Source organism: Rugosibacter aromaticivorans, from assembly GCF_000934545.1.
In the GTDB taxonomy this organism is placed as follows: Bacteria; Pseudomonadota; Gammaproteobacteria; order Burkholderiales; family Rhodocyclaceae; genus Rugosibacter; species Rugosibacter aromaticivorans.
In genome coordinates this window covers 2,560,448-2,582,267 of sequence record NZ_CP010554.1, presented here as the reverse complement: position 1 = coordinate 2,582,267, position 21,820 = coordinate 2,560,448, and the positions used below count along the sequence as shown (strand labels likewise).

Genomic DNA, 21,820 nt, shown 5'->3' with positions numbered 1-21,820 from the left:
GGAAATGCTTTTGCAGTTTCTGAATGAAGGCCGCCGTATTGCCAGCGCCGACTTTCCGGCGCAGGCGTTTGACTAGGAGGTGACCGTGAGTCTTAATCTTGACGACAAGAAGGCGGTAGTTGCAGAGGTTTCCGCAATAGTTGCGAAAGCCCAGTCGATCATCGTCGCCGAGTACCGTGGTCTAGAAGTGGTTGATCTTACCGGTTTGCGTGCTAAAGCGCGTCAATCCGGTGTGTATTTGCGTGTGCTGAAAAATACTCTGGCGCGACGTGCTTTAACAGGCACGCCGTTCGAAGCGCTATCTGAGAAGCTAGTGGGCCCTCTGATCTATGGAATCTCCACGGATCCGGTGGCCGCTGCCAAGCTGCTCAATGATTTCGCCAAGGGTAAAGATCAGATTGTCATCAAGGCTGGTGCCATGCCCAACTACGTCCTGGACGCAGCGGGTGTTAAAGCGTTAGCCACGATGCCTAGCCGTGAGGAGCTGTTGTCCAAGCTGCTTGGCACGATGCAAGCACCAATCACTCAGTTTGTACGTACGCTCAACGAAGTTCCGACGAAGTTTGTTCGGGGGCTTGCTGCTGTGCGTGATGCAAAAACGACTGCGTAATCGTATTTTATTGATTCAAAATTCATTTAGGAGTTGCAATTATGGCTGTTAATAAAGCTGAAATTCTCGAAGCCATCGCTGGCATGACCGTTCTCGAGCTTTCCGAGTTGATCAAGGAAATGGAAGAGAAGTTTGGTGTTTCCGCAACTGCCGCAGCGGTTGCTGTTGCTGCACCGGCTGCGGCAGCTGCGGCTGCAGAAGAGCAAACTGAGTTCAACGTCATGCTGCTTGCAGCGGGCGAGAAAAAAGTTGAAGTTATCAAGATTGTTCGCGCAGCGACAGGCCTTGGTCTGAAGGAAGCCAAAGATGTAGTTGATGGCGCACCTAAGGCCGTTAAAGAAGGCGTTTCCAAGGCTGATGCAGAAGCCCTCAAAAAGCAACTTGAGGAAGCTGGCGCGAAGGTTGAAGTTAAGTAATTTTTGCCTTGAAACGGGTTGGCAGCCTTGTTGCCAACCCGTTTTTCACTGGTACGTGAGTTAAACCTGCCAGAAGTTAATCTGGTACAGGGGTTAAACAAAAAAACTGCGTGCAGTTTTTTCTTTTACCCCCCCCGATGTCTGAATCATGAACGGAGACACCATGCCTTATTCTTACACTGAAAAAAAGCGTATCCGCAAGAGTTTTGCCAAACGGGAGAACGTGCTTAATGTGCCTTTCCTGCTAGCAACACAGATCGATTCTTACATGCACTTTCTGCAAACCGATGTGCCTCCTAGTGCGCGAAAAAATCATGGTCTGCAAGCAGCATTCACGTCGATTTTTCCAATTGTTGCACATTCTGGCAACGCGCGACTTGAGTTTATTGAATACGCCCTGGGCGAGCCATCTTTTGACGTCAAAGAGTGTCACCAGCGTGGCTTAACCTTCGCTAGTCCGTTGCGGGCCAAAGTGCGTTTGATACTTCTTGATCGAGATACAAAGGTGGTAAAAGAAGTTAAAGAAGACCAGCCGTTGTATATGGGTGAAATTCCTCTCATGACAACTACCGGCTCGTTCGTCATCAATGGCACTGAACGGGTCATTGTTTCCCAGCTGCACCGTTCGCCTGGCGTATTTTTTGAGCACGATAAAGGCAAGACGCATAGCTCAGGCAAATTGCTATTTTCGGCGCGAATCATTCCTTATCGCGGGTCTTGGTTGGATTTTGAATTTGACCCGAAGGACGTTTTATTCTTTCGTATCGACCGTCGTCGCAAAATGCCTGTGACCATTTTGCTCAAAGCGATCGGCATGACGCATGAGCAAATTCTGAGTACCTTCTTTGAATTTGATACGTTTCAGTTCAGTAAGAAGGGCATTTTCTTTGAAAGTGATATCGAGCGTTTGCGTGGTGAGATGGCAAAGTTCGATATTCTTGACAAGGCTGGCAACCCCATTGTCAGTAAAGATAAGCGCATTACAGCTAAGCATATTCGCCAACTGGCCGAAGCGGGCATCAAAAAGTTTGTTGTGCCAGACGAATACATGTTGGGCCGCATAATTGCTAACACCATTGTGAATCAAGAGACGGGTGAAGTGATTGCCAATGCTAATGATGAAATCACTGAAGACCTGCTTGCCAAGTTGGTTGAAAATGGTGTTGATCAATTAAATACGCTGTATGTAAATGATCTTGATCGTGGCGAGTACATTTCGTCAACCTTGCGCATCGATGAGACAACAGATCAATGGGCGGCACGTGTTGCCATTTATCGCATGATGCGCCCGGGCGAGCCGCCAACTGAAGATGCTGTTGAAAATCTTTTCCATAGCCTGTTTTATTCTGATGAGCGCTATGACTTGTCAGAAGTCGGGCGCATGAAATTTAACCGCCGTGTTGGCCGTGAAGAAATTGAAGGGCCCGGGACGCTGTCAAATGAAGATATTGTTGATGTCGTCAAAATACTAGTTGAGTTGCGTAACGGCCGTGGCGAAGTTGATGATATTGATCACCTGGGCAACCGTCGTGTTCGGTCAGTTGGCGAATTGGCTGAAAACCAGTTTCGTGCTGGTCTAGTGCGCGTTGAGCGCGCTGTAAAAGAGCGACTCAATCAAGCGGAAAGCGATAATCTCATGCCCCGCGATTTGATCAATGCAAAACCGATCTCTGCTGCGATTAAGGAATTCTTTGGATCAAGCCAGCTGTCGCAATTTATGGATCAAACGAATCCGTTATCCGAAATTACGCACAAGCGACGCGTGTCAGCGCTCGGCCCAGGCGGATTGACGCGTGAACGCGCCGGGTTTGAAGTGCGAGACGTGCACCCAACGCATTACGGGCGTGTTTGCCCTATTGAAACACCTGAAGGCCCGAATATTGGTCTGATTAACTCCCTGGCACTTTATTCGCGCACAAACGAATACGGCTTTATGGAAACCCCCTACCGCAAGGTGGTGGATAGTCACGTCACTGATGAGATTGAATATCTATCGGCGATTGAAGAGGGCAAGTTTGTAATTGCCCAGGCAAATGCAGAACTTGACGAGAAAGGTACCTTAACTGATGCCTTGGTTTCTTGCCGGCTTAGCGGCGAGTTTGCGCTCAAAGAGCCTAGTGATGTGCAATACATGGACGTTGCTCCTAGTCAAATTGTCTCGGTGGCAGCTTCGTTAATTCCGTTCCTGGAACATGATGATGCGAACCGGGCATTGATGGGCGCCAACATGCAACGTCAAGCGGTTCCTTGCCTGCGCCCAGAAAAGGCTTTTGTCGGCACTGGCATAGAACGCACAGTGGCAGTCGATTCAGGAACAGCAGTACAAGCCTTACGTGGCGGTTTGGTTGATTATGTTGACGCCAACCGAATTGTGGTTCGAGTTAATGATGATGAAACGGTGCCAGGGGAAGTCGGTGTCGACATCTACAATCTCATAAAGTACACAAGGTCCAATCAAAACACGAACATCAATCAGCGCCCCATTGTAAAAGTTGGGGATGCCATTGGGAAAGGTGACGTAATTGCTGATGGTGCATCAACTGATCTTGGCGAGTTGGCTCTAGGCCAGAACATGCTCGTGGCGTTTATGCCTTGGAATGGTTATAACTTCGAGGATTCCATTCTTATTTCCGAACGTGTTGTAGCTGAAGATCGCTTTACTTCAATTCACATTGAAGAGTTGACCGTTATGGCGCGCGATACAAAGCTAGGCCCTGAAGAAATTTCAAGGGATATTGCCACCTTGGGGGAGTCGCAACTGGGACGTCTTGATGAATCGGGTATTGTTTATATTGGTGCGGAAGTCGAAGCAGGGGATGTGCTTGTCGGTAAAGTAACTCCTAAAGGTGAAACCCAGCTTACGCCGGAAGAAAAACTGTTGCGCGCTATCTTCGGCGAGAAAGCTTCAGATGTAAAAGACACATCGCTAAAAGTCCCTTCAGGTATGGTGGGAACCGTAATCGATGTCCAAGTGTTTACGCGTGAAGGCATTGAACGCGATAAGCGTGCCCAGTCGATTATCGACGATATGTTAAAGGGCTATAAACAAGATTTAGCTGACCAGATGCGTATTGTTGAGCGCGACACATTTGCGCGGATTGAAAAACTATTGGTTAATAAAGTTGCTAATAAGGGGCCTAAAAAACTCGTTAAAGGCACCAAAATAACCAAGGCATATCTTGAGACGATTGAGCACTACCACTGGTTCGATATTTCTCTTGCAAGTGAAGAAGCTCAGGAGCAGCTGGAAAGCTTGCGCGATAGCATCGAGCAGACGCGTAAAGATTTTGATATAGCTTTCGATGCCAAGAAAAAGAAGCTGACACAGGGAGATGAGCTTCCGCCTGGTGTACAGAAGATGGTCAAGGTTTATCTTGCTGTTAAACGGCGAGTTCAGCCTGGAGATAAGATGGCTGGCCGGCATGGTAACAAGGGTGTTATCTCGAAAATTGTACCCGTTGAAGATATGCCTCATATGGCAGATGGTACGCCGATGGATATCGTACTTAACCCGTTGGGTGTACCGTCACGGATGAATATCGGCCAGATTCTTGAGACACATCTGGGGTGGGCAGCCAAAGGCCTTGGAAAGAAAATCGATACCCTGCTGCGTCAGCAGGCGTCTGCTGCTGAGGTACGTAAGCTGCTGAATAATATTTACAATAGTTCAGGAAAAAGTGAAGAAATCAATAGCCTAAATGATTTTGAGCTGGCTGAGCTTGCGGTAAATCTAAAGGATGGTGTGCCATTTGCTACCCCAGTGTTTGATGGCGCTCACGAGTCAGAGATCAAGGCAATGCTTGAACTTGCGGACTTGCCTACTAATGGCCAAGTTGATTTGTTTGATGGGCGTACCGGAGAAAAATTTGATCGACAAGTTACCGTCGGTTATATGCACGTTCTAAAACTGCATCATCTGGTCGATGACAAGATGCACGCTCGCTCAACCGGCCCGTACAGCTTGGTGACCCAGCAACCCCTGGGTGGTAAGGCGCAGTTTGGTGGTCAGCGCTTTGGCGAAATGGAGGTGTGGGCACTCGAGGCTTATGGTGCCGCCTATGTGTTGCAGGAAATGCTAACCGTTAAGTCAGATGATGTGGGCGGGCGCACCAAGGTCTATGAAAATATTGTTAAGGGCGAGCACAAAATCGATGCGGGTATGCCTGAATCATTTAATGTTTTGATCAAGGAAATTCGCTCACTAGCGATCGATATTGATCTCGAGCGTCATTGAACCTGATGTCGTCCACTGGAGATAACTAATGAAACGTCTATTTGCCGATCTTTTTAAGCAAAATCTGGCAGCTGAAGATAACTTCGATGCGATCACTATTGGTCTGGCTTCACCAGCCAAGATTCGGTCATGGTCGTATGGGGAAGTCAAAAAACCGGAAACAATCAACTATCGGACATTCAAACCAGAGCGTGATGGTTTGTTTTGCGCAAAGATCTTTGGCCCAATTAAAGACTATGAGTGCCTTTGCGGGAAGTATAAGCGGCTAAAACATCGCGGAGTCATTTGCGAAAAGTGTGGTGTAGAAGTAACCCAGTCCAAAGTACGCCGAGAGCGCATGGCGCACATTGAACTCGCTTCACCCGTGGCGCATATCTGGTTCCTTAAGAGCTTGCCTAGCCGTCTCGGCATGGTGCTTGATATGACATTACGTGACATTGAGCGCGTATTGTATTTCGAAGCATTTGTTGTCGTAGACCCGGGAATGACGCTCCTCAACAGGGCGCAGTTACTGACTGAAGATGATTATCTGGCTAAGGTTGAAGAATACGGTGATGATTTTACTGCCATGATGGGTGCTGAGGGCGTGCGTGAGCTTTTGCGTACGTTAGACATCGCGCGTGAAGTCGAAATTTTGCATCAGGAGATCGAAACAACCGGCTCTGAAGCAAAAATGAAGAAAATTTCCAAGCGACTCAAGGTGCTGGAGGGCTTCCAGCATTCTGGAATCAAGCCGGAGTGGATGATATTAGAGGTCCTCCCGGTGCTCCCACCTGATTTGCGTCCATTGGTGCCACTTGATGGTGGTCGATTTGCAACTTCCGATTTGAATGACTTGTACCGAAGAGTTATCAATCGAAATAATCGCCTCAAGCGGCTACTAGAACTAAAAGCGCCAGACATCATCGTTCGCAATGAAAAGCGCATGCTTCAGGAATCAGTTGATTCATTGCTTGACAACGGTCGACGCGGCAAAGCGATGACTGGTGCAAACAAGCGGCCACTTAAGTCGCTTGCGGACATGATCAAGGGTAAGGGTGGCCGTTTCAGACAAAACCTGCTAGGAAAACGTGTCGATTATTCAGGACGTTCGGTTATTGTGGTCGGTCCTCAACTTAAGCTCCACCAGTGTGGTTTGCCTAAGAAGATGGCACTAGAGCTGTTCAAGCCCTTTATTTTCGAGCGGCTTGAAAAAATGGGTATCGCCAGTACGATCAAAGCGGCTAAAAAAGAAGTCGAAGCTGAGACTCCTGTCGTTTGGGATATTCTGGAAGGCGTTATTCGTGAGCATCCCGTCATGCTTAATCGTGCCCCGACTTTGCACCGTCTTGGTATTCAAGCTTTTGAGCCCATGCTGATTGAAGGCAAGGCAATTCAGCTCCACCCACTCGTTTGTGTCGCTTTTAATGCCGACTTCGACGGCGATCAAATGGCCGTGCACGTGCCGCTTTCACTAGAGGCCCAAATGGAAGCCCGCACGCTTATGCTGGCATCGAACAATGTACTATCGCCTGCGAACGGTGTGCCAATTATCGTGCCTTCTCAAGACGTTGTCTTGGGACTTTATTATTCAACGCGGGAAAGTGTTACTGCGCGTGGAACGGGCATGATGTTTTCGGATATTGCTGAACTAGCCAGAGGCGTTGACTCAAGGCAGGTTGATCTGCACGCTCGTATTACAGTACGTATTCCTGAATATGACTTGGACAGCGATGGTCAATGGAAGAAAAAAATATCCCGCTATTCAACGACCGCAGGCCGAGCACTACTGTCAGAAATATTGCCGCGCGGTTTACCTTTTTCCGTTATTGACAAGCCTCTCAAGAAAAAAGAAATCTCCAAGCTGGTAGATGAAAGTTTCCGCCGTTGTGGTTTAAAAGACACCGTAGTTTTTGCTGACCAGCTCATGCAATATGGTTTCCGTTTAGCAACGCGCGGGGGTATTTCAATATGCTTGGATGACATGCAAATACCGAGTCAAAAGCATGACCTCATAAAAGTTGCAGAGGACGAGGTTAAAGAGATTGAGAAGCAATACACGTCTGGGCTCGTAACTGCAGGTGAGCGGTATAACAAGGTCGTCGATATCTGGGGGCGTGCTGGGGATCAAGTAGCAAAAGCCATGATGGATCAGCTCGCGAAAGAGGAAGTGAAAAATTCCGAGGGGGTGCGCTGTAGCCAAGAGTCATTTAACTCAATTTATATGATGGCTGATTCTGGTGCCCGTGGCTCTGCTGCTCAAATTCGGCAATTAGCAGGTATGCGGGGACTGATGGCAAAGCCCGATGGCTCTATCATCGAGACCCCAATTACCTCAAACTTCCGTGAAGGGCTTAATGTACTTCAGTACTTCATTTCAACGCACGGTGCACGCAAAGGCTTGGCTGATACTGCTTTAAAAACGGCAAATTCAGGTTATTTGACTCGCCGTCTTGTGGATGTAACGCAAGATTTAGTTGTCATAGAAGACGACTGTGGGACCGAAAACGGATTCTTAATGAAAGCTCTGGTTGAAGGGGGCGAAGTCATTGAGCCGCTTCGGGAGCGTATACTTGGCCGTGTTCTGTGCAGTGATGTTCTTCATCCTGATACTGGCGATGTCCTTTATGCTGCAGGTTATTTGCTAGATGAAGATGCCGTTGATGCTATAGAGGCAATTGGCGTTGATGAAGTCAATGTCAGGACACCCCTTTCATGTGAAACGCGGTATGGGCTATGCGCCAAGTGCTACGGCCGTGATTTAGGTCGTGGCTCAATGGTGAATACTGGAGAGGCTGTTGGGGTTATAGCAGCTCAGTCTATAGGTGAGCCAGGCACTCAGCTAACCATGCGCACGTTCCACGTTGGTGGTGCTGCCTCCCGTTCGGCTGCGCAGAGTAGCATTGAGGCAAAGAGTGCTGGTTCCGTCAAGTATGCGCCAACAATTCGATATGTTGAAAATCCGAAAGGCGAAAAAATAGTCATTTCACGATCAGGTGAATTATTGATCGTCGATGACAATGGCCGTGAGCGCGAGCGTCACAAAGTGCCTTACGGTGCAACTCTGTTACGTGATGATGGCTCTCAAGCTAAAGCTGGCGCACAGCTTGCCGTTTGGGATCCCCATACCCGTCCAATTGTTGCGGAGTACGCCGGAACTGCTAAGTTTGAGAATATTGAAAAAGGCGTGACTGTAGTGGAACAGATGGATGATATTACCGGGCTATCTACGCTGGTGGTAATCGACACTAAACGTGGCGTTAAGTCTGCCAAAGGTGTTCGTCCACAAGTTAAACTCATCGATGAATCAGGCCAGGAAGTAAAACTTACTGGAACGGATCATGTTGTTACCATTACCTTCCAAGTTGGCTCCCTCATCACAGTGCGCGATGGGCAATTAGTTTCGGTAGGCGATATTCTCTCGCGCATTCCGCAAGAATCGTCTAAAACACGCGATATTACTGGCGGCTTACCGCGTGTAGCTGAACTCTTTGAAGCCAGGTCGCCAAAAGATGCAGGTATTCTGGCTGAGGTAACAGGTACGGTATCCTTTGGTAAGGACACTAAAGGAAAGCAGCGTCTCATCATTACCGACCTTGATGGTGTAAGCAGCGAATACCTTATTTCCAAAGACAAACATGTCATGGCTCACGATGGGCAAGTTGTCAGTAAAGGTGAGGTTATTGTGGATGGTCCTGCGGACCCTCATGACATCCTGCGACTTAAGGGTGTGGATGAGCTTGCCCGCTATATTATTGACGAAGTTCAAGATGTGTACCGCTTACAGGGCGTCAAGATCAATGATAAACACATTGAAGTCATCGTTCGTCAAATGCTACGCAGGGTGGTCATCACAAGCACCGGTGACTCACGCTTTATAAAAGAGGAACAAGTGGAGTGTGATGAGGTTTTGGATGAGAATGATCGTTTGATCGCAGACGGCAAAGCTCCGGCAAGCTATGAATTTGTGCTCTTGGGAATTACCAAAGCAAGTTTGTCAACCAACTCGTTTATCTCTGCGGCCTCTTTCCAAGAAACGACGAGAGTTTTGACCGAGGCAGCGATAATGGGTAAACGCGATGAGTTGCGCGGCCTTAAAGAGAATGTCATTGTTGGCAGACTGATACCTGCTGGTACAGGTTTGGCGTATCACCGCAGGAGACATCTCAAGCTTTCAGCCGACGCATCCGAAGCGCAGAACCTATTTGATTTGTCGACGGCATCTGTTGCTGTTGATTAGTGGTAAGTTACTTGACGCCCTGGAGTGAGTTCCATATAATCCGCTCTCTTTGCCTTTGGCAAGAGTAATTTTTGCAATAATTTGTAGTGCTTTCACTACGTTTAGGAAATACATATGCCTACGATTAATCAGCTTGTGCGAAAACCTCGGCAAGCGCAAATAACAAAAAGTAAGGTTCCGGCGCTGGGAAATAGTCCGGCCAGGCGCGGAGTTTGTACGCGTGTCTACACCACGACACCAAAAAAACCAAATTCTGCTCTGCGTAAGGTTGCCAAGGTGCGTTTGACAAATGGTTTCGAGGTGATTTCTTATATCGGTGGCGAAGGCCACAATTTGCAAGAGCATTCAGTGGTTCTGATTCGTGGTGGCCGGGTGAAGGATCTGCCAGGTGTGCGCTATCACATTGTTCGTGGCAGTCTTGATACTCAAGGTGTCAAGGATCGTAAACAGAGCCGTTCAAAATACGGCGCCAAGCGGCCTAAAGCTGCTTGATCGAAACATTAAGGAAAACATATGCCCCGTCGTCGTGAAGTTCCTAAGCGTGACATTCTGCCTGACCCCAAGTTTGGAAGCATTGATCTGTCGAAATTCGTTAACGTGTTGATGTCGAGCGGCAAAAAATCAGTTGCTGAACGAATTATCTATGGCGCCTTTGCTCAGATACATTCTAAAAGCGGGAAGGATCCCTTGGAGGTCTTTTCGCTAGCTGTTAATAATGTCAAGCCTGTCGTAGAGGTTAAGAGTCGTCGAGTAGGTGGTGCAAACTACCAAGTTCCGGTGGAAGTTCGCCCTTCACGCAGGGTTGCATTGTCAATGCGTTGGCTCCGTGAGGCGGCACGAAAGCGCTCCGAAAAATCAATGGGCCAGCGGTTGGCTGCTGAGTTACTGGAGGCATCTGAAGGGCGTGGAGCTGCTATGAAGAAGCGTGAGGAAGTCCATCGCATGGCAGAAGCGAACAAGGCATTCTCGCATTTCCGCTTTTAATTAAGTAACACATTAATCTCACCCCTCAGGGTATAGAGGGTTTGATTTATTTCCGAATCGCATTGGCTCTTACGGCGTTGCATTCGGCTTATTTGAATAAGGTAGGTAAACCAAGTGGCACGTAAGACCCCCATTGAGCGCTATCGTAATATCGGTATTTCAGCACATATTGACGCTGGAAAAACTACTACAACTGAGCGCATCCTGTTTTATACAGGCGTTAACCATAAAATTGGTGAAGTTCATGATGGTGCTGCAACCATGGACTGGATGGAGCAGGAACAGGAGCGCGGTATTACCATTACCTCAGCTGCGACAACCTGTTTTTGGCGGGGCATGGGCGGGAACTTCCAAGAGCACCGTGTGAATATTATTGATACCCCGGGGCATGTGGATTTTACTATCGAAGTTGAGCGGTCAATGCGGGTTTTGGATGGGGCCTGCATGGTTTACTGTGCGGTGGGTGGCGTTCAGCCTCAGTCAGAGACAGTCTGGCGCCAAGCTAATCGCTACCATGTGCCGCGCCTTGCTTTTGTCAATAAAATGGATCGTCAGGGCGCTGATTTTTTCAAGGTGCATGATCAGATGCGTTTGCGCCTGAAGGCGAACCCAATCCCCCTTCAGATACCAATAGGCGCAGAGGAGAAATTTGAAGGCGTTGTCGATCTGGTTAAGATGAAGGCGATTATTTGGGACGATGCAAGCCAGGGGACGAGATTTGAATATGGCGATATCCCTGCCGACCTAAAAGCTACAGCGGATACCTGGCGTGAAAAGATGCTTGAAGCGGCTGCAGAGGCTTCCGAAGAGTTAATGAATAAGTATCTTGAGTCTGGTGATTTGAGCGAGGAAGATATTAAGCGTGGTTTGCGTTTGCGTACGCTCAGTGCCGAAATTGTCCCGATGCTATGTGGATCGGCATTCAAGAATAAAGGTGTGCAGGCAATGTTGGATGCAGTGATTGAGTACTTGCCAGCGCCAACGGATGTTTTGCCAGTCAAAGGTATTCTTGAAAATGAGCAAGAGGGAGAGCGAAAGCCCTCGGATGCTGAGCCATTTTCAGCGCTTGCTTTTAAGATTATGACTGATCCGTATGTCGGGCAGCTTACTTTTTTTCGCGTGTACTCGGGAATGGTTAAGACGGGTGATACTATTTACAACCCAATTAAGGGTCGTAAAGAGCGCTTAGGCCGTATTCTTCAGATGCATGCAAACCAGCGGGAAGAAATTAAAGAGGTTTTTGCCGGAGATATTGCTGCAGCTGTTGGGCTGAAAGAGGCTACGACCGGAGACACCATTAGTGATCCTGATAAGGTTATTATTTTAGAGCGGATGGTATTTCCTGAGCCGGTTATTCACGTTGCGGTTGAGCCAAAAACCAAAGCCGACCAAGAGAAAATGGGTATTGCGTTAAATCGCTTAGCCCAAGAAGACCCGTCTTTCCGAGTGAGAACTGATGAAGAATCAGGCCAGACCATTATTTCAGGTATGGGCGAGTTGCACCTTGAGATTCTTGTTGATCGAATGCGGCGAGAGTTTGGTGTTGAGGCTAATGTTGGTGCCCCCCAAGTTGCTTATCGTGAAGCCATTCGTAAGGCGGTTGAGCAAGAGGGTAAGTTCGTTAAACAGTCTGGTGGCCGTGGTCAATACGGGCATGTTTGGATAAAGCTAGAGCCAAACGAAACGGGTAAGGGTTTTGAGTTTGTTGATTCTATTAAAGGGGGATCAGTACCTCGGGAATTTATTCCCGCAGTTGAAAAGGGTCTCGTGGAGACACTGCCAAATGGTGTATTGGCTGGTTTCCCTGTAGTCGACGTCAAGGTAACTCTTTTTGATGGCTCATATCACGATGTTGACTCCAACGAAAATGCTTTCAAGATGGCTGCTTCGATGGCTTTTAAGGATGCTATGCGGAAAGCCAGTCCTGTATTGCTTGAGCCCATGATGTCGGTAGAAGTTGAGACCCCCGAGGACTATATGGGCAACCTAATGGGCGACTTATCTGGGCGTCGCGGAATTGTTTTGGGTATGGAAGATCAGGTTGGCGGAATTAAGCTAATTAAAGCCGAAGTTCCTTTGGCTGAAATGTTTGGTTACTCAACTCAGCTGCGCTCCTTATCCCAAGGGCGAGCTACCTATTCAATGGAATTTAAACATTATTCTGAAGCCCCAAAGAATGTGGCCGAGGCAATTATTAACAAAAAATAGTAGTTAATGCATTTGAGGTAACTGACATGGCAAAAGGCAAGTTTGAGCGAACGAAACCGCACGTCAATGTGGGGACGATTGGACACGTTGATCACGGCAAGACCACATTAACGGCGGCGATCACGACGATCCTGTCGGCCAAATTTGGCGGCGAAGCAAAAGCCTACGACCAAATTGACGCCGCACCGGAAGAAAAAGCGCGGGGCATCACCATCAACACCGCGCACGTCGAGTATGAAACAGCGAACCGTCACTACGCCCACGTTGACTGCCCGGGCCACGCCGACTATGTAAAAAACATGATCACCGGCGCCGCCCAGATGGATGGCGCCATCCTCGTCGTCTCGGCTGCCGACGGCCCCATGCCCCAAACCCGCGAGCACATCCTGCTGGCGCGTCAGGTAGGCGTTCCCTTCATCATCGTCTTCATGAACAAATGCGACATGGTCGATGACGCCGAACTGCTCGAACTCGTCGAAATGGAAGTCCGTGAATTGCTCAGCAAGTACGACTTCCCGGGCGATGACGTTCCCATCATCAAAGGTTCTGCCCTGAAAGCACTCGAAGGCGACAAAGGCCCGTTGGGCGAAGAAGCCATTCTCAAGCTTGCAGAAGCCCTGGACAGCTACATTCCCACCCCCGAGCGTGCGATTGACAAACCCTTCCTGTTGCCCATCGAAGACGTCTTTTCCATCTCCGGCCGTGGCACCGTTGTCACCGGTCGTGTTGAGCGTGGCATCGTCAAAGTGGGCGAAGAAATTGAAATCATCGGCATTCGCCCCACCGTCAAGACCACCTGCACGGGCGTCGAAATGTTCCGTAAGCTGCTCGACCAGGGCCAGGCGGGTGACAATGTGGGCGTATTGCTCCGCGGCACGAAGCGCGAAGAAATCGAGCGTGGGCAAGTGCTCGCCAAGCCAGGTTCGATCAACCCGCACACCCACTTCACCTCCGAGGTCTATATTCTCTCGAAAGATGAAGGCGGTCGTCACACGCCGTTCTTCAATGGCTACCGCCCCCAGTTCTACTTCCGCACGACGGATGTCACTGGTGCGATTGAATTACCCGCAGGCACGGAAATGGTCATGCCGGGTGACAACATTGCCATGACGGTCAAGCTGATCGCGCCTATTGCGATGGAAGAAGGTTTGCGTTTCGCCATCCGTGAAGGCGGTCGTACCGTCGGCGCAGGTGTTGTGGCGAAGGTTATTGAGTAAGTAATAATCTTGCAGGTTGAGTTAGTTGGCGATATAATGCTCGGCTGTCTGTTTCACTATCGCTCTTTAAGGTTTAAGGAAATTGTATGCAAAGTCAAAAGATTCGCATTCGTCTCAAGGCATTTGATTATCGACTTATCGATCAATCAGCTCTGGAGATTGTGGAAACCGCAAAACGGACAGGAGCTGTTGTGAGTGGTCCAGTACCCTTGCCAACCCGCATTGAGCGTTTTGATATCTTACGCTCCCCGCACGTGAATAAGGCGTCTCGTGATCAGTTCGAGATTCGAACCCACCTTCGGCTAATGGATATTATCGATCCCACAGATAAAACTGTAGATGCTCTGATGAAGTTGGATCTTCCAGCTGGTGTGGATGTTGAGATTAAGCTTCAGTAAGTATCTGAGATGTGTGTAGGGAAGTCGAGTGTTTTTAAGTATTTTAAAGTAAGCAAGCCCAGCCAATCGTAGCTGGAGTTTAGGAGAATAAAATGAGTTTAGGCCTTGTTGGACGCAAGGTTGGCATGACGCGTATATTTGCGGAGGATGGAAGTTCCATCCCTGTGACTGTGCTTGATGTGTCAAATAATCGTGTAACACAAGTTAAAACGGAAGACTCGGATGGTTACTCGGCTGTGCAGGTTGCTTATGGGGTACGTCGTGCAAGCCGTGTGAATAAAGCCGCAACCGGTCATTTTTCTAAGGCTGGTGTTGAAGCAGGTAGTGTCTTGCGTGAATTTAGGGTGGCTCCTGATCAACTGGCTAGCTTAAAGTCTGGCGATGTTGTTGCTGCGACAGTATTTGCAGTGGGGCAGTTGGTTGATGTTAGTGGCACTTCAATCGGTAAAGGCTATGCCGGTGCAATTAGGCGCCATAACTTTTCTTCCAACCGAGCTTCCCATGGTAACTCCTTATCGCATAACTCTGCTGGATCCATTGGTATGGCGCAGGATCCAGGTCGGGTTTTTCCTGGCAAAAAGATGGCGGGACATTTGGGCAATGATGCCTGTACGGCTCAAAATTTACTCATTATCCGTGTGGATGAATTGCGACAGCTACTCATGGTTAAGGGTGCTGTTCCTGGCTCTAAAGGTGGCGAGGTAGTCGTTCTGCCTGCGGTTAAAGAAAAAATGAAAGCTGGGGCATAGTCATGGATCTAAAGTTGATTGACGCTCAAGGGCAGCAGTGTCTTCCTTTATCTGCTCAGGACTCGGTTTTTGGTAGGGAGTTTAATGAGGCGCTAGTGCATCAGGTGGTAATTGCTTATCAGGCAAATGCGCGATCTGGTAATAGAAAGCAGAAGGATCGGGAAGAAGTTCATCATAGTACTAAAAAACCTTTTAAACAAAAAGGTACGGGCCGTGCTCGTGCGGGCATGACTTCCTCTCCTTTGTGGCGCGGCGGTGGTCGAATTTTCCCGAATTCTCCGAATGAGAACTTCACGCAAAAGATAAATAGGAAAATGCATCGGGCCGGTCTGGCTTCGATATTCTCTCAGTTGGCTCGTGAAGATAGGTTGGTGGTTGTTAATGACTTCACTGTAGATGCTCCTAAGACTCGCTTAGTTGTGGGTAAGTTAAAAGCTTTGGGTTTTGATGAGTCTGTCCTCGTCATAATTGACGCCCCGGATGATAACTTAAGCTTGGCAGCGCGAAATCTTCCTGGAGTTCTAGTTCTTGAGGCTCATCAAGCAGACCCCATTTCGCTTGTTAGATTTTCTAGAGTGCTTTTAACAAAAGCTGCGGTCGCTAAGGTAGAGGAGATGCTGGCATGAGCTTAAATTATAGTCAAGAGCGCCTGTTGCAAGTTTTAGTTTCTCCTCAGATATCGGAGAAAGCGACTTATATTGCTGATAAAAATGAGCAGGTTGTTTTTGTTGTTTTGCCTGATGCAACAAAGCCGGAGATTAAAGCTGCGGTTGAGCTGCTTTTTAAAGTAGAGGTTAAATCAGTGCAAGTGAGTAATTTGAAGGGAAAAGTGAAGCGCGTTGGCAAAAATATTGGTCGGCGTAACGATCAAAGGAAGGCTTTTGTATGTTTGAAGCCAGGGCAGGAAATTAATTTTACTGAAGGGGGCGGCGCTTAATGTCTCTCGTAAAAGTTAAGCCTACGTCCCCAGGGCGTCGAGCTGTTGTTAAGGTGGTTAATGCCAATTTGTACAAGGGGCGTCCCCTTGATAAATTGGTAGAAACGAAAACCCGTACTGGGGGTCGTAATGCACATGGCCACATAACCACTCGTCATATGGGTGGTGGGCATAAAAAGCAATATCGCATTATTGATTTCTTGCGCACCAAAGATGGAGTCCCGGGTAGGATTGAACGTTTGGAATACGATCCAAACCGATCAGCTAACCTTGCGCTAGTGCTGTACGCTGATGGTGACCGTAGATATATTATTGCGACTAAGGGCATGAGTGCGGGGCAGCAAGTTATTAGTGGGGCAGATGCGCCCATCAAGCCGGGTAATGCATTGCCAATCCGTAATATTCCAGTAGGTACAACAATTCACTGCATTGAAATGACGCCGGGTAAGGGTGCTCAGATGGTTCGCTCAGCAGGTGCATCTGCCCAGTTGCTTGCGCGTGAAGGCACATATGCGCAGGTCCGTCTACGTTCAGGTGAAATTCGTCGAGTTCATGTCGAGTGCCGGGCTACGATTGGTGAAGTTGGAAACGAAGAGCATAGCCTTAGAAAAATAGGCAAGGCTGGTGCGCAGCGCTGGCGAGGTATACGTCCGACGGTCAGGGGTGTTGCAATGAATCCAGTTGATCACCCTCACGGTGGCGGTGAGGGCCGCACGGGTACCGGTAGGGTTCCAGTGAGTCCCTGGGGTACTCCTACTAAGGGTTATCGTACCCGTAACAATAAGCGCACTGACGTTATGATTGTTCAGCGCCGTCATAAGCGGTAAGAGGTGAAATATGGCACGTTCAATTAAAAAAGGTCCTTTTGTCGATGCTCACCTCTTAAAGAGGGTAGATGCCGCTCGTTTGTCAAAGGATAAACGCCCGATTAAAACTTGGTCGCGCAGATCAACAATTCTCCCGGATTTTATTGGTTTGACCATAGCGGTTCATAACGGGAAGCAGCATATTCCTGTTTATGTGTCGGAGAATATGGTTGGGCATAAATTGGGCGAGTTTGCGCTGACGCGAACATTTAAAGGTCATACCGGCGGCAAAAAGGCCGTTGCTAAGAAGTAAGGGGTAATGATGGAGACTAATGCTGTTTTGCGTGGTGTTCGACTTTCTTCACAAAAGGGTCGGTTAGTGGCTGATTTAATACGTGGCAAATCTGTTGATCACGCATTAAGTATTCTGTCCTTTTCTTCTAAGAAAGGTGCGACCATTATTAAAAAAGTTCTTGAGTCTGCAATTGCAAATGCTGAACACAATGATGGAGCTGATATCGATGCTTTGCGTGTTACAACTATTTATGTTGAAAAAGGTACTGTGCTAAAGCGATTTACAGCGCGTGCAAAGGGTCGGGGGAACAGAATTCTTAAGCCTACCTGCCATATCTTTGTGACCGTCGGTAACTAAGGAAGAAAAATGGGACAAAAAATACATCCGACGGGATTTCGATTGGCGGTAACGCGGAACTGGAGTTCTCGTTGGTATGCTAACAGCAAAAACTTCCCACAGATGCTGAAAGAAGATCTTGATGTCAGGGAGTTTTTGAAGAAAAAACTAGCTCATGCCTCTGTTGGTAGAGTTCTGATTGAGCGTCCTGCAAAAAATGCACGGATTACGGTTTTTAGTGCTCGCCCAGGTGTTGTTATTGGTAAGAGGGGAGAGGATATTGAGTTCCTTAAAGCTGAGTTGCAGAAAAGAATGGGTGTTCCTGTTCATGTAAACATCGAGGAAATTCGTAAACCGGAAATCGATGCGCAACTTATTGCCGATTCAATTGCCCAGCAACTAGAAAAGCGCATTATGTTTCGTCGTGCGATGAAACGTGCGATGCAAAATGCCATGCGACTTGGTGCGCAGGGTATTAAGATAATGAGTTCCGGACGTTTAAATGGTGCTGAAATTGCTCGTCGTGAATGGTATCGAGAAGGGCGGGTGCCCTTGCATACTTTGCGGGCAGATATTGATTATGGTGTATCTGAAGCTAAAACTACATATGGAATTATTGGAATCAAGGTTTGGGTCTTTAAGGGTGAGTCTGTCGCCCGTAACGAGTCCGTAACTGACCATCAGGCTATAGATGATAGTCGTACTAAGCCTAAGCGTTCCCCCAATAAAGTTCAAGATGATACTGGAGCTCAGACAAAAGCCCCAGCGAAACGAGTTCGTAGAACTGTAGCCGTCGTCGAGGGTGATACTGGTGCAATTAAAGAGGTTAAGGAGTAATAAATGCTGCAACCCTCTAGAAGAAAATATCGTAAAGAACAAAAGGGCCGGAATACGGGCTTAGCTACGCGCGGGGCCAAGGTAAGCTTTGGTGAGTACGGCCTTAAGGCTATAGGTCGCGGTCGTTTGACTGCACGTCAGATTGAAGCTGCTCGACGTGCAATGACTCGTCATATCAAACGTGGGGGCCGTATCTGGATTCGTATTTTCCCGGACAAACCTATATCTAAAAAACCTGCAGAAGTTAGAATGGGCAACGGGAAAGGCTCCCCGGAATACTGGGTTGCAGAAATCCAGCCTGGGAAAGTGCTGTACGAGATGGATGGTGTGGATGAGGTTTTGGCAAGAGAGGCTTTTCGCTTGGCTGCCGCAAAACTACCTCTTGAGACGAAATTCGTAACTCGACATTTGGGATGATCAATAATGAAAGCCAATGAAATAAGATCAAAGGGTGACGATGAATTACAGAAGAGCCTTTTAGATTTAAGAAAAACACAGTTTAGTCTTCGCATGCAAGTCGCTACGCAGCAGCTGAGTAATAGCAGCCAGATTAGCAAGGTACGTAAAGACATTGCCCGTATTAAGACAATCCAGTGTGAAAAGGCGAAGATAAAATGACAACAGAAACTAAGCAGGCAGTTAGGCGAACCTTACAGGGCCGTGTTGTTTCCGACAAGATGAATAAAACTATAACGGTGCTAATTGAGCGTAAAGTTAAGCACCCTGTCATCGGGAAAATCCTTGTCCGCTCAAAGAAATATCATGCACACGTGGAAGGTATTGAGGCTTTGTCTGGAGATCTTGTTCAGATTGAGGAATGCGCCCCAATATCTAAAACCAAGTCATGGAGAGTAATGCGAGTCATTGAAAAAGTTTGACGAAAAATTTATACTTTTAAAGTTAAACGTTTATCACTTGACGAAACTAACAGCTGTTAGTAAAATTTGGTTCTCAACTTGCCGATTATTTCGGCTTTCAGCCCCTGGCGGGCGCCAAAACTGATCGTGCATGCTCAATGCATGAATTAAGTTGGAGATAGATAAATGATTCAGATGCAGTCGATTTTAGATGTCGCCGATAATACCGGTGCACGCTCGGTTATGTGTATTAAGGTTTTAGGCGGATCTAAGCGCCGTTATGCGAGCGTTGGTGATGTCATTAAGGTGAGCATTAAAGATGCTGCACCACGCGGGCGAGTCAAAAAAGGTGAGGTTTACAGTGCGGTTGTCGTTCGTACAGCTAAGGGCGTCCGACGCAGCGATGGTTCGCTGGTTAAATTTGATGGCAATGCTGCGGTTTTGCTTAATAGCAAACTCGAACCAATCGGAACTCGTATTTTTGGTCCTGTGACGCGAGAATTAAGGACGGAGCAATTTATGAAAATTGTATCGCTGGCTCCCGAAGTTCTTTGATCTATTTTGTGAGATCTCAAACATGAATAAAGTACGTAAAGGTGATGAAGTAATTGTCACTGCGGGTAAAGATAAAAATAAGCGTGGAGTTGTTCGTAGCTGGCTAGATGAAAACCACGTAATTATTGACGGAATTAATGTGGTGAAAAAGCATGTTAAACCCAATCCAATGAAGGGTGAACAGGGTGGCATTCTTACTAAGGAAATGCCAATCAATATATCAAATGTATCTCTATTTAATCCTTCTACTCAAAAAGCAGATAGGGTTGGATTTAAGGCGTTAGATGATGGCCGAAAAGTTCGGGTATTTAAGTCTAATGGCGAAATTATCGTAAAGGCTTGAGAGGTTATATGGCTCGCTTAAAGGAATTTTACAGACAGACAGTGCTTCCTGAGTTGGTTGAGAAATTTTCATACAAATCAGTAATGGAAGTGCCGAGAATTACAAAGATAACCCTGAATATGGGTGTCGGTGAGGCGGTTGGCGATAAAAAAGTGCTTGATCATGCAGTTGGGGATATGACCGCTATTGCTGGTCAAAAACCCGTAGTTACTAAGGCGCGCAAAGCCATTGCTGGGTTTAAGATCAGAGAAGGTTATCCGATTGGCTGCATGGTAACTTTGCGTGGTGCTCGTATGTATGAGTTTCTTGATCGCTTGGTTAGTGTTGCAATGCCGCGCGTGCGAGATTTTAGGGGCGTGTCTGGTAAAGGCTTTGATGGTCGCGGTAACTATAACGTCGGTGTCAAAGAGCAGATTATTTTCCCTGAGATCGAGTACGATAAAATCGATGTACTTCGTGGGATGAATGTTAGCATTACTACGACTGCGAAGACGGATGAAGAGGCGAAGGCGCTTCTGACTGCATTTAAATTTCCTTTTAGGAATTAATGATCATATGGCTAAGTTGGCTCTTATAAATCGTGAAGAAAAGCGCGAAAAAACGGTGAGTAAATTCGCTGCTAAGCGGGCAAGTCTTGTTGAGATATTTACAAACCTTGCACTTTCAGAAGATGAGCGCATGGCTGCTCGCTTAAAATTTCAGCAATTACCTCGTAACTCAAGTCCGTCGCGTCAAAGGAATCGTTGCGCGTTGACGGGGCGTCCGCGGGGTGTGTTCCGTAAGTTCGGATTGTGCCGCAACAAGTTGCGTGAGGTTGCAATGCGCGGCGAAGTTCCGGGGCTAACTAAGGCTAGTTGGTAAGGAGATATAAAGTTATGAGTATGACCGATCCTGTTGCCGATATGCTTACCCGCATTCGTAATGCGCAAATGGCGACCAAGCTGTCTGTATCGATGCCATCATCAAAACTTAAATTGGCTATTGCTAAAGTTTTGAAAGACGAGGGCTATATAGAAGGTTTTGTAGTGCGAGAAAATGGTGTGAAGCCTGAGCTGGACTTGGAGTTGAAATATTATGATGGCTATCCTGTCATTGAAAGGATTGATCGTGTATCTCGCCCAGGGCTCAGGGTATATAAAGGAAAAGATGATTTACCCAAGGTGATGAATGGTTTGGGGGTTGCGATTGTGTCGACCCCTAAGGGTGTCATGACTGATAGGCAAGCACGCGCTGGAAACATGGGCGGCGAAATTATCTGTATCGTTGCTTAAAGAGGCTTTTACTATGTCGCGTATTGCTAAATATCCAGTAGATATCCCGAATGGAGTGGATGTTACACTGAGTGCAAATGAAATTGTGGTTAAGGGGCCATTGGGAATTTTGAATCAGTTCTGTCTTCCTTTGGTGCTCATTGATCGGAAGGATGATAAGCTCTTTTTTAGCTGTTCCCAAAATGTACCAGGGGCTGATGCTATGTCCGGCACTATGCGTGCGCTGGTCAATAACATGGTCACTGGTGTTACAAAGGGCTTTGAGAAAAAATTAAATCTTATCGGTGTTGGGTATCGGGCTCAGGCTCAGGGTGCGAATCTTAACTTGACTCTTGGTTTCTCTCATCCAGTTGTTCATAGTATTCCTCCCGGTATCAAGATCGAGACACCGACGCAAACGGAAATACTCGTCAAAGGTATTAACAAGCAAGTCGTCGGACAAGTTGCTGCTGAAATTCGTGCTTACCGACCTCCTGAGCCCTATAAAGGTAAAGGTGTGCGGTATTCGGATGAGGTGGTTGTGATTAAAGAAACCAAGAAAAAATAAG

General features: G+C 47.5%; 25 protein-coding genes. All 25 read left to right on the top strand.

Features of this window, described 5'->3' with window-relative positions; all coding sequences use genetic code 11:
- Positions 1–85: 85 nt before the first annotated feature.
- A complete protein-coding gene (gene rplJ, locus PG1C_RS12825) occupies positions 86–610 on the top strand; it encodes a 50S ribosomal protein L10 (RefSeq protein ID WP_202635135.1) in 525 nt (174 codons plus the stop codon).
- Positions 611–651: 41 nt separating this feature from the next.
- Positions 652–1,026: a 50S ribosomal protein L7/L12 gene (rplL, locus tag PG1C_RS12820; RefSeq protein WP_202635134.1), complete on the top strand. Its 375-nt coding sequence runs from the start codon at positions 652–654 to the stop codon at positions 1,024–1,026.
- A 163-nt stretch (positions 1,027–1,189) separates the two neighbouring features.
- The gene (rpoB, locus tag PG1C_RS12815) at positions 1,190–5,260 is read left to right on the top strand and encodes a DNA-directed RNA polymerase subunit beta (protein ID WP_202635133.1); all 4,071 of its coding nucleotides are present in this window, start codon (positions 1,190–1,192) and stop codon (positions 5,258–5,260) included.
- A 28-nt stretch (positions 5,261–5,288) separates the two neighbouring features.
- Complete coding sequence (gene rpoC / locus PG1C_RS12810; RefSeq protein WP_202635132.1) at positions 5,289–9,479, top strand: DNA-directed RNA polymerase subunit beta'; 4,191 nt, start codon at positions 5,289–5,291, stop codon at positions 9,477–9,479.
- A gap of 114 nt (positions 9,480–9,593) precedes the next feature.
- Positions 9,594–9,971, top strand: coding sequence for a 30S ribosomal protein S12 (rpsL, locus tag PG1C_RS12805; protein WP_202635131.1), 378 nt, complete (start codon positions 9,594–9,596; stop codon positions 9,969–9,971).
- A 21-nt stretch (positions 9,972–9,992) separates the two neighbouring features.
- On the top strand, positions 9,993–10,463 hold the full coding sequence (rpsG, locus tag PG1C_RS12800) for a 30S ribosomal protein S7 (RefSeq protein ID WP_202635130.1): 471 nt from the start codon (positions 9,993–9,995) through the stop codon (positions 10,461–10,463).
- A 114-nt stretch (positions 10,464–10,577) separates the two neighbouring features.
- Positions 10,578–12,671 carry an elongation factor G gene (fusA, locus tag PG1C_RS12795; protein ID WP_202635129.1) on the top strand — a complete coding sequence of 698 codons (2,094 nt, stop codon included), beginning with the start codon at positions 10,578–10,580 and terminating at the stop codon, positions 12,669–12,671.
- Between the two features lie 26 nt (positions 12,672–12,697).
- Complete coding sequence (tuf, locus tag PG1C_RS12790) at positions 12,698–13,888, top strand: elongation factor Tu (protein ID WP_202635128.1); 1,191 nt, start codon at positions 12,698–12,700, stop codon at positions 13,886–13,888.
- An 86-nt stretch (positions 13,889–13,974) separates the two neighbouring features.
- On the top strand, positions 13,975–14,286 hold the full coding sequence (gene rpsJ / locus PG1C_RS12785) for a 30S ribosomal protein S10 (RefSeq protein WP_202635127.1): 312 nt from the start codon (positions 13,975–13,977) through the stop codon (positions 14,284–14,286).
- A 92-nt stretch (positions 14,287–14,378) separates the two neighbouring features.
- On the top strand, positions 14,379–15,035 hold the full coding sequence (gene rplC / locus PG1C_RS12780) for a 50S ribosomal protein L3 (protein WP_202635126.1): 657 nt from the start codon (positions 14,379–14,381) through the stop codon (positions 15,033–15,035).
- Positions 15,036–15,037: 2 nt separating this feature from the next.
- Positions 15,038–15,661 (top strand): 50S ribosomal protein L4, encoded by a 624-nt coding sequence (gene rplD, locus PG1C_RS12775; RefSeq protein ID WP_202635125.1) that lies wholly within the window; start codon positions 15,038–15,040, stop codon positions 15,659–15,661.
- Entirely contained in the window at positions 15,658–15,972 is a 315-nt protein-coding gene (gene rplW, locus PG1C_RS12770) for a 50S ribosomal protein L23 (RefSeq protein WP_202635124.1), read from the top strand. Before rplD ends, rplW begins: the two co-directional genes overlap by 4 nt.
- Complete coding sequence (gene rplB / locus PG1C_RS12765) at positions 15,972–16,799, top strand: 50S ribosomal protein L2 (protein WP_202635123.1); 828 nt, start codon at positions 15,972–15,974, stop codon at positions 16,797–16,799. Before rplW ends, rplB begins: the two co-directional genes overlap by 1 nt.
- Before the next feature lie 10 nt (positions 16,800–16,809).
- Positions 16,810–17,091 carry a 30S ribosomal protein S19 gene (gene rpsS, locus PG1C_RS12760; RefSeq protein ID WP_202635122.1) on the top strand — a complete coding sequence of 94 codons (282 nt, stop codon included), beginning with the start codon at positions 16,810–16,812 and terminating at the stop codon, positions 17,089–17,091.
- A 9-nt stretch (positions 17,092–17,100) separates the two neighbouring features.
- The gene (rplV, locus tag PG1C_RS12755; protein ID WP_237218349.1) at positions 17,101–17,430 is read left to right on the top strand and encodes a 50S ribosomal protein L22; all 330 of its coding nucleotides are present in this window, start codon (positions 17,101–17,103) and stop codon (positions 17,428–17,430) included.
- Between the two features lie 9 nt (positions 17,431–17,439).
- Positions 17,440–18,246 carry a 30S ribosomal protein S3 gene (gene rpsC / locus PG1C_RS12750; RefSeq protein WP_237218191.1) on the top strand — a complete coding sequence of 269 codons (807 nt, stop codon included), beginning with the start codon at positions 17,440–17,442 and terminating at the stop codon, positions 18,244–18,246.
- Between the two features lie 3 nt (positions 18,247–18,249).
- Positions 18,250–18,663: a 50S ribosomal protein L16 gene (rplP, locus tag PG1C_RS12745; protein WP_202635120.1), complete on the top strand. Its 414-nt coding sequence runs from the start codon at positions 18,250–18,252 to the stop codon at positions 18,661–18,663.
- Between the two features lie 6 nt (positions 18,664–18,669).
- Positions 18,670–18,864 (top strand): 50S ribosomal protein L29, encoded by a 195-nt coding sequence (gene rpmC / locus PG1C_RS12740; RefSeq protein WP_202635119.1) that lies wholly within the window; start codon positions 18,670–18,672, stop codon positions 18,862–18,864.
- A complete protein-coding gene (gene rpsQ, locus PG1C_RS12735) occupies positions 18,861–19,124 on the top strand; it encodes a 30S ribosomal protein S17 (RefSeq protein WP_202635118.1) in 264 nt (87 codons plus the stop codon). The genes rpmC and rpsQ overlap by 4 nt, the downstream gene beginning before the upstream one ends.
- A gap of 165 nt (positions 19,125–19,289) precedes the next feature.
- Entirely contained in the window at positions 19,290–19,658 is a 369-nt protein-coding gene (rplN, locus tag PG1C_RS12730; RefSeq protein WP_202635117.1) for a 50S ribosomal protein L14, read from the top strand.
- 22 nt (positions 19,659–19,680) lie between these two features.
- Positions 19,681–20,001, top strand: a complete 321-nt coding sequence (rplX, locus tag PG1C_RS12725) for a 50S ribosomal protein L24 (RefSeq protein WP_202635116.1) — start codon at positions 19,681–19,683, stop codon at positions 19,999–20,001.
- A gap of 8 nt (positions 20,002–20,009) precedes the next feature.
- Complete coding sequence (gene rplE, locus PG1C_RS12720; RefSeq protein ID WP_202635115.1) at positions 20,010–20,549, top strand: 50S ribosomal protein L5; 540 nt, start codon at positions 20,010–20,012, stop codon at positions 20,547–20,549.
- Positions 20,550–20,556: 7 nt separating this feature from the next.
- A complete protein-coding gene (gene rpsN / locus PG1C_RS12715; protein ID WP_202635114.1) occupies positions 20,557–20,862 on the top strand; it encodes a 30S ribosomal protein S14 in 306 nt (101 codons plus the stop codon).
- 14 nt (positions 20,863–20,876) lie between these two features.
- A complete protein-coding gene (gene rpsH / locus PG1C_RS12710; protein ID WP_202635113.1) occupies positions 20,877–21,272 on the top strand; it encodes a 30S ribosomal protein S8 in 396 nt (131 codons plus the stop codon).
- A 13-nt stretch (positions 21,273–21,285) separates the two neighbouring features.
- The gene (gene rplF, locus PG1C_RS12705; protein WP_202635112.1) at positions 21,286–21,819 is read left to right on the top strand and encodes a 50S ribosomal protein L6; all 534 of its coding nucleotides are present in this window, start codon (positions 21,286–21,288) and stop codon (positions 21,817–21,819) included.
- Position 21,820 lies beyond the last annotated feature (1 nt).

Coding starts and splice junctions, on each gene's coding strand:
- rplL (WP_202635134.1), top strand. CDS start 652: ATGGCTGTTAATAAAGCTGAAATTCTCGAAGCCATCGCTGGCATGACC.
- rpoB (WP_202635133.1), top strand. CDS start 1,190: ATGCCTTATTCTTACACTGAAAAAAAGCGTATCCGCAAGAGTTTTGCC.
- rpoC (WP_202635132.1), top strand. CDS start 5,289: ATGAAACGTCTATTTGCCGATCTTTTTAAGCAAAATCTGGCAGCTGAA.
- rpsL (WP_202635131.1), top strand. CDS start 9,594: ATGCCTACGATTAATCAGCTTGTGCGAAAACCTCGGCAAGCGCAAATA.
- rpsG (WP_202635130.1), top strand. CDS start 9,993: ATGCCCCGTCGTCGTGAAGTTCCTAAGCGTGACATTCTGCCTGACCCC.
- tuf (WP_202635128.1), top strand. CDS start 12,698: ATGGCAAAAGGCAAGTTTGAGCGAACGAAACCGCACGTCAATGTGGGG.
- rpsJ (WP_202635127.1), top strand. CDS start 13,975: ATGCAAAGTCAAAAGATTCGCATTCGTCTCAAGGCATTTGATTATCGA.
- rplC (WP_202635126.1), top strand. CDS start 14,379: ATGAGTTTAGGCCTTGTTGGACGCAAGGTTGGCATGACGCGTATATTT.
- rplD (WP_202635125.1), top strand. CDS start 15,038: ATGGATCTAAAGTTGATTGACGCTCAAGGGCAGCAGTGTCTTCCTTTA.
- rplW (WP_202635124.1), top strand. CDS start 15,658: ATGAGCTTAAATTATAGTCAAGAGCGCCTGTTGCAAGTTTTAGTTTCT.
- rplB (WP_202635123.1), top strand. CDS start 15,972: ATGTCTCTCGTAAAAGTTAAGCCTACGTCCCCAGGGCGTCGAGCTGTT.
- rpsS (WP_202635122.1), top strand. CDS start 16,810: ATGGCACGTTCAATTAAAAAAGGTCCTTTTGTCGATGCTCACCTCTTA.
- rplV (WP_237218349.1), top strand. CDS start 17,101: ATGGAGACTAATGCTGTTTTGCGTGGTGTTCGACTTTCTTCACAAAAG.
- rpsC (WP_237218191.1), top strand. CDS start 17,440: ATGGGACAAAAAATACATCCGACGGGATTTCGATTGGCGGTAACGCGG.
- rplP (WP_202635120.1), top strand. CDS start 18,250: ATGCTGCAACCCTCTAGAAGAAAATATCGTAAAGAACAAAAGGGCCGG.
- rpmC (WP_202635119.1), top strand. CDS start 18,670: ATGAAAGCCAATGAAATAAGATCAAAGGGTGACGATGAATTACAGAAG.
- rpsQ (WP_202635118.1), top strand. CDS start 18,861: ATGACAACAGAAACTAAGCAGGCAGTTAGGCGAACCTTACAGGGCCGT.
- rplN (WP_202635117.1), top strand. CDS start 19,290: ATGATTCAGATGCAGTCGATTTTAGATGTCGCCGATAATACCGGTGCA.
- rplX (WP_202635116.1), top strand. CDS start 19,681: ATGAATAAAGTACGTAAAGGTGATGAAGTAATTGTCACTGCGGGTAAA.
- rplE (WP_202635115.1), top strand. CDS start 20,010: ATGGCTCGCTTAAAGGAATTTTACAGACAGACAGTGCTTCCTGAGTTG.
- rpsN (WP_202635114.1), top strand. CDS start 20,557: ATGGCTAAGTTGGCTCTTATAAATCGTGAAGAAAAGCGCGAAAAAACG.
- rpsH (WP_202635113.1), top strand. CDS start 20,877: ATGAGTATGACCGATCCTGTTGCCGATATGCTTACCCGCATTCGTAAT.
- rplF (WP_202635112.1), top strand. CDS start 21,286: ATGTCGCGTATTGCTAAATATCCAGTAGATATCCCGAATGGAGTGGAT.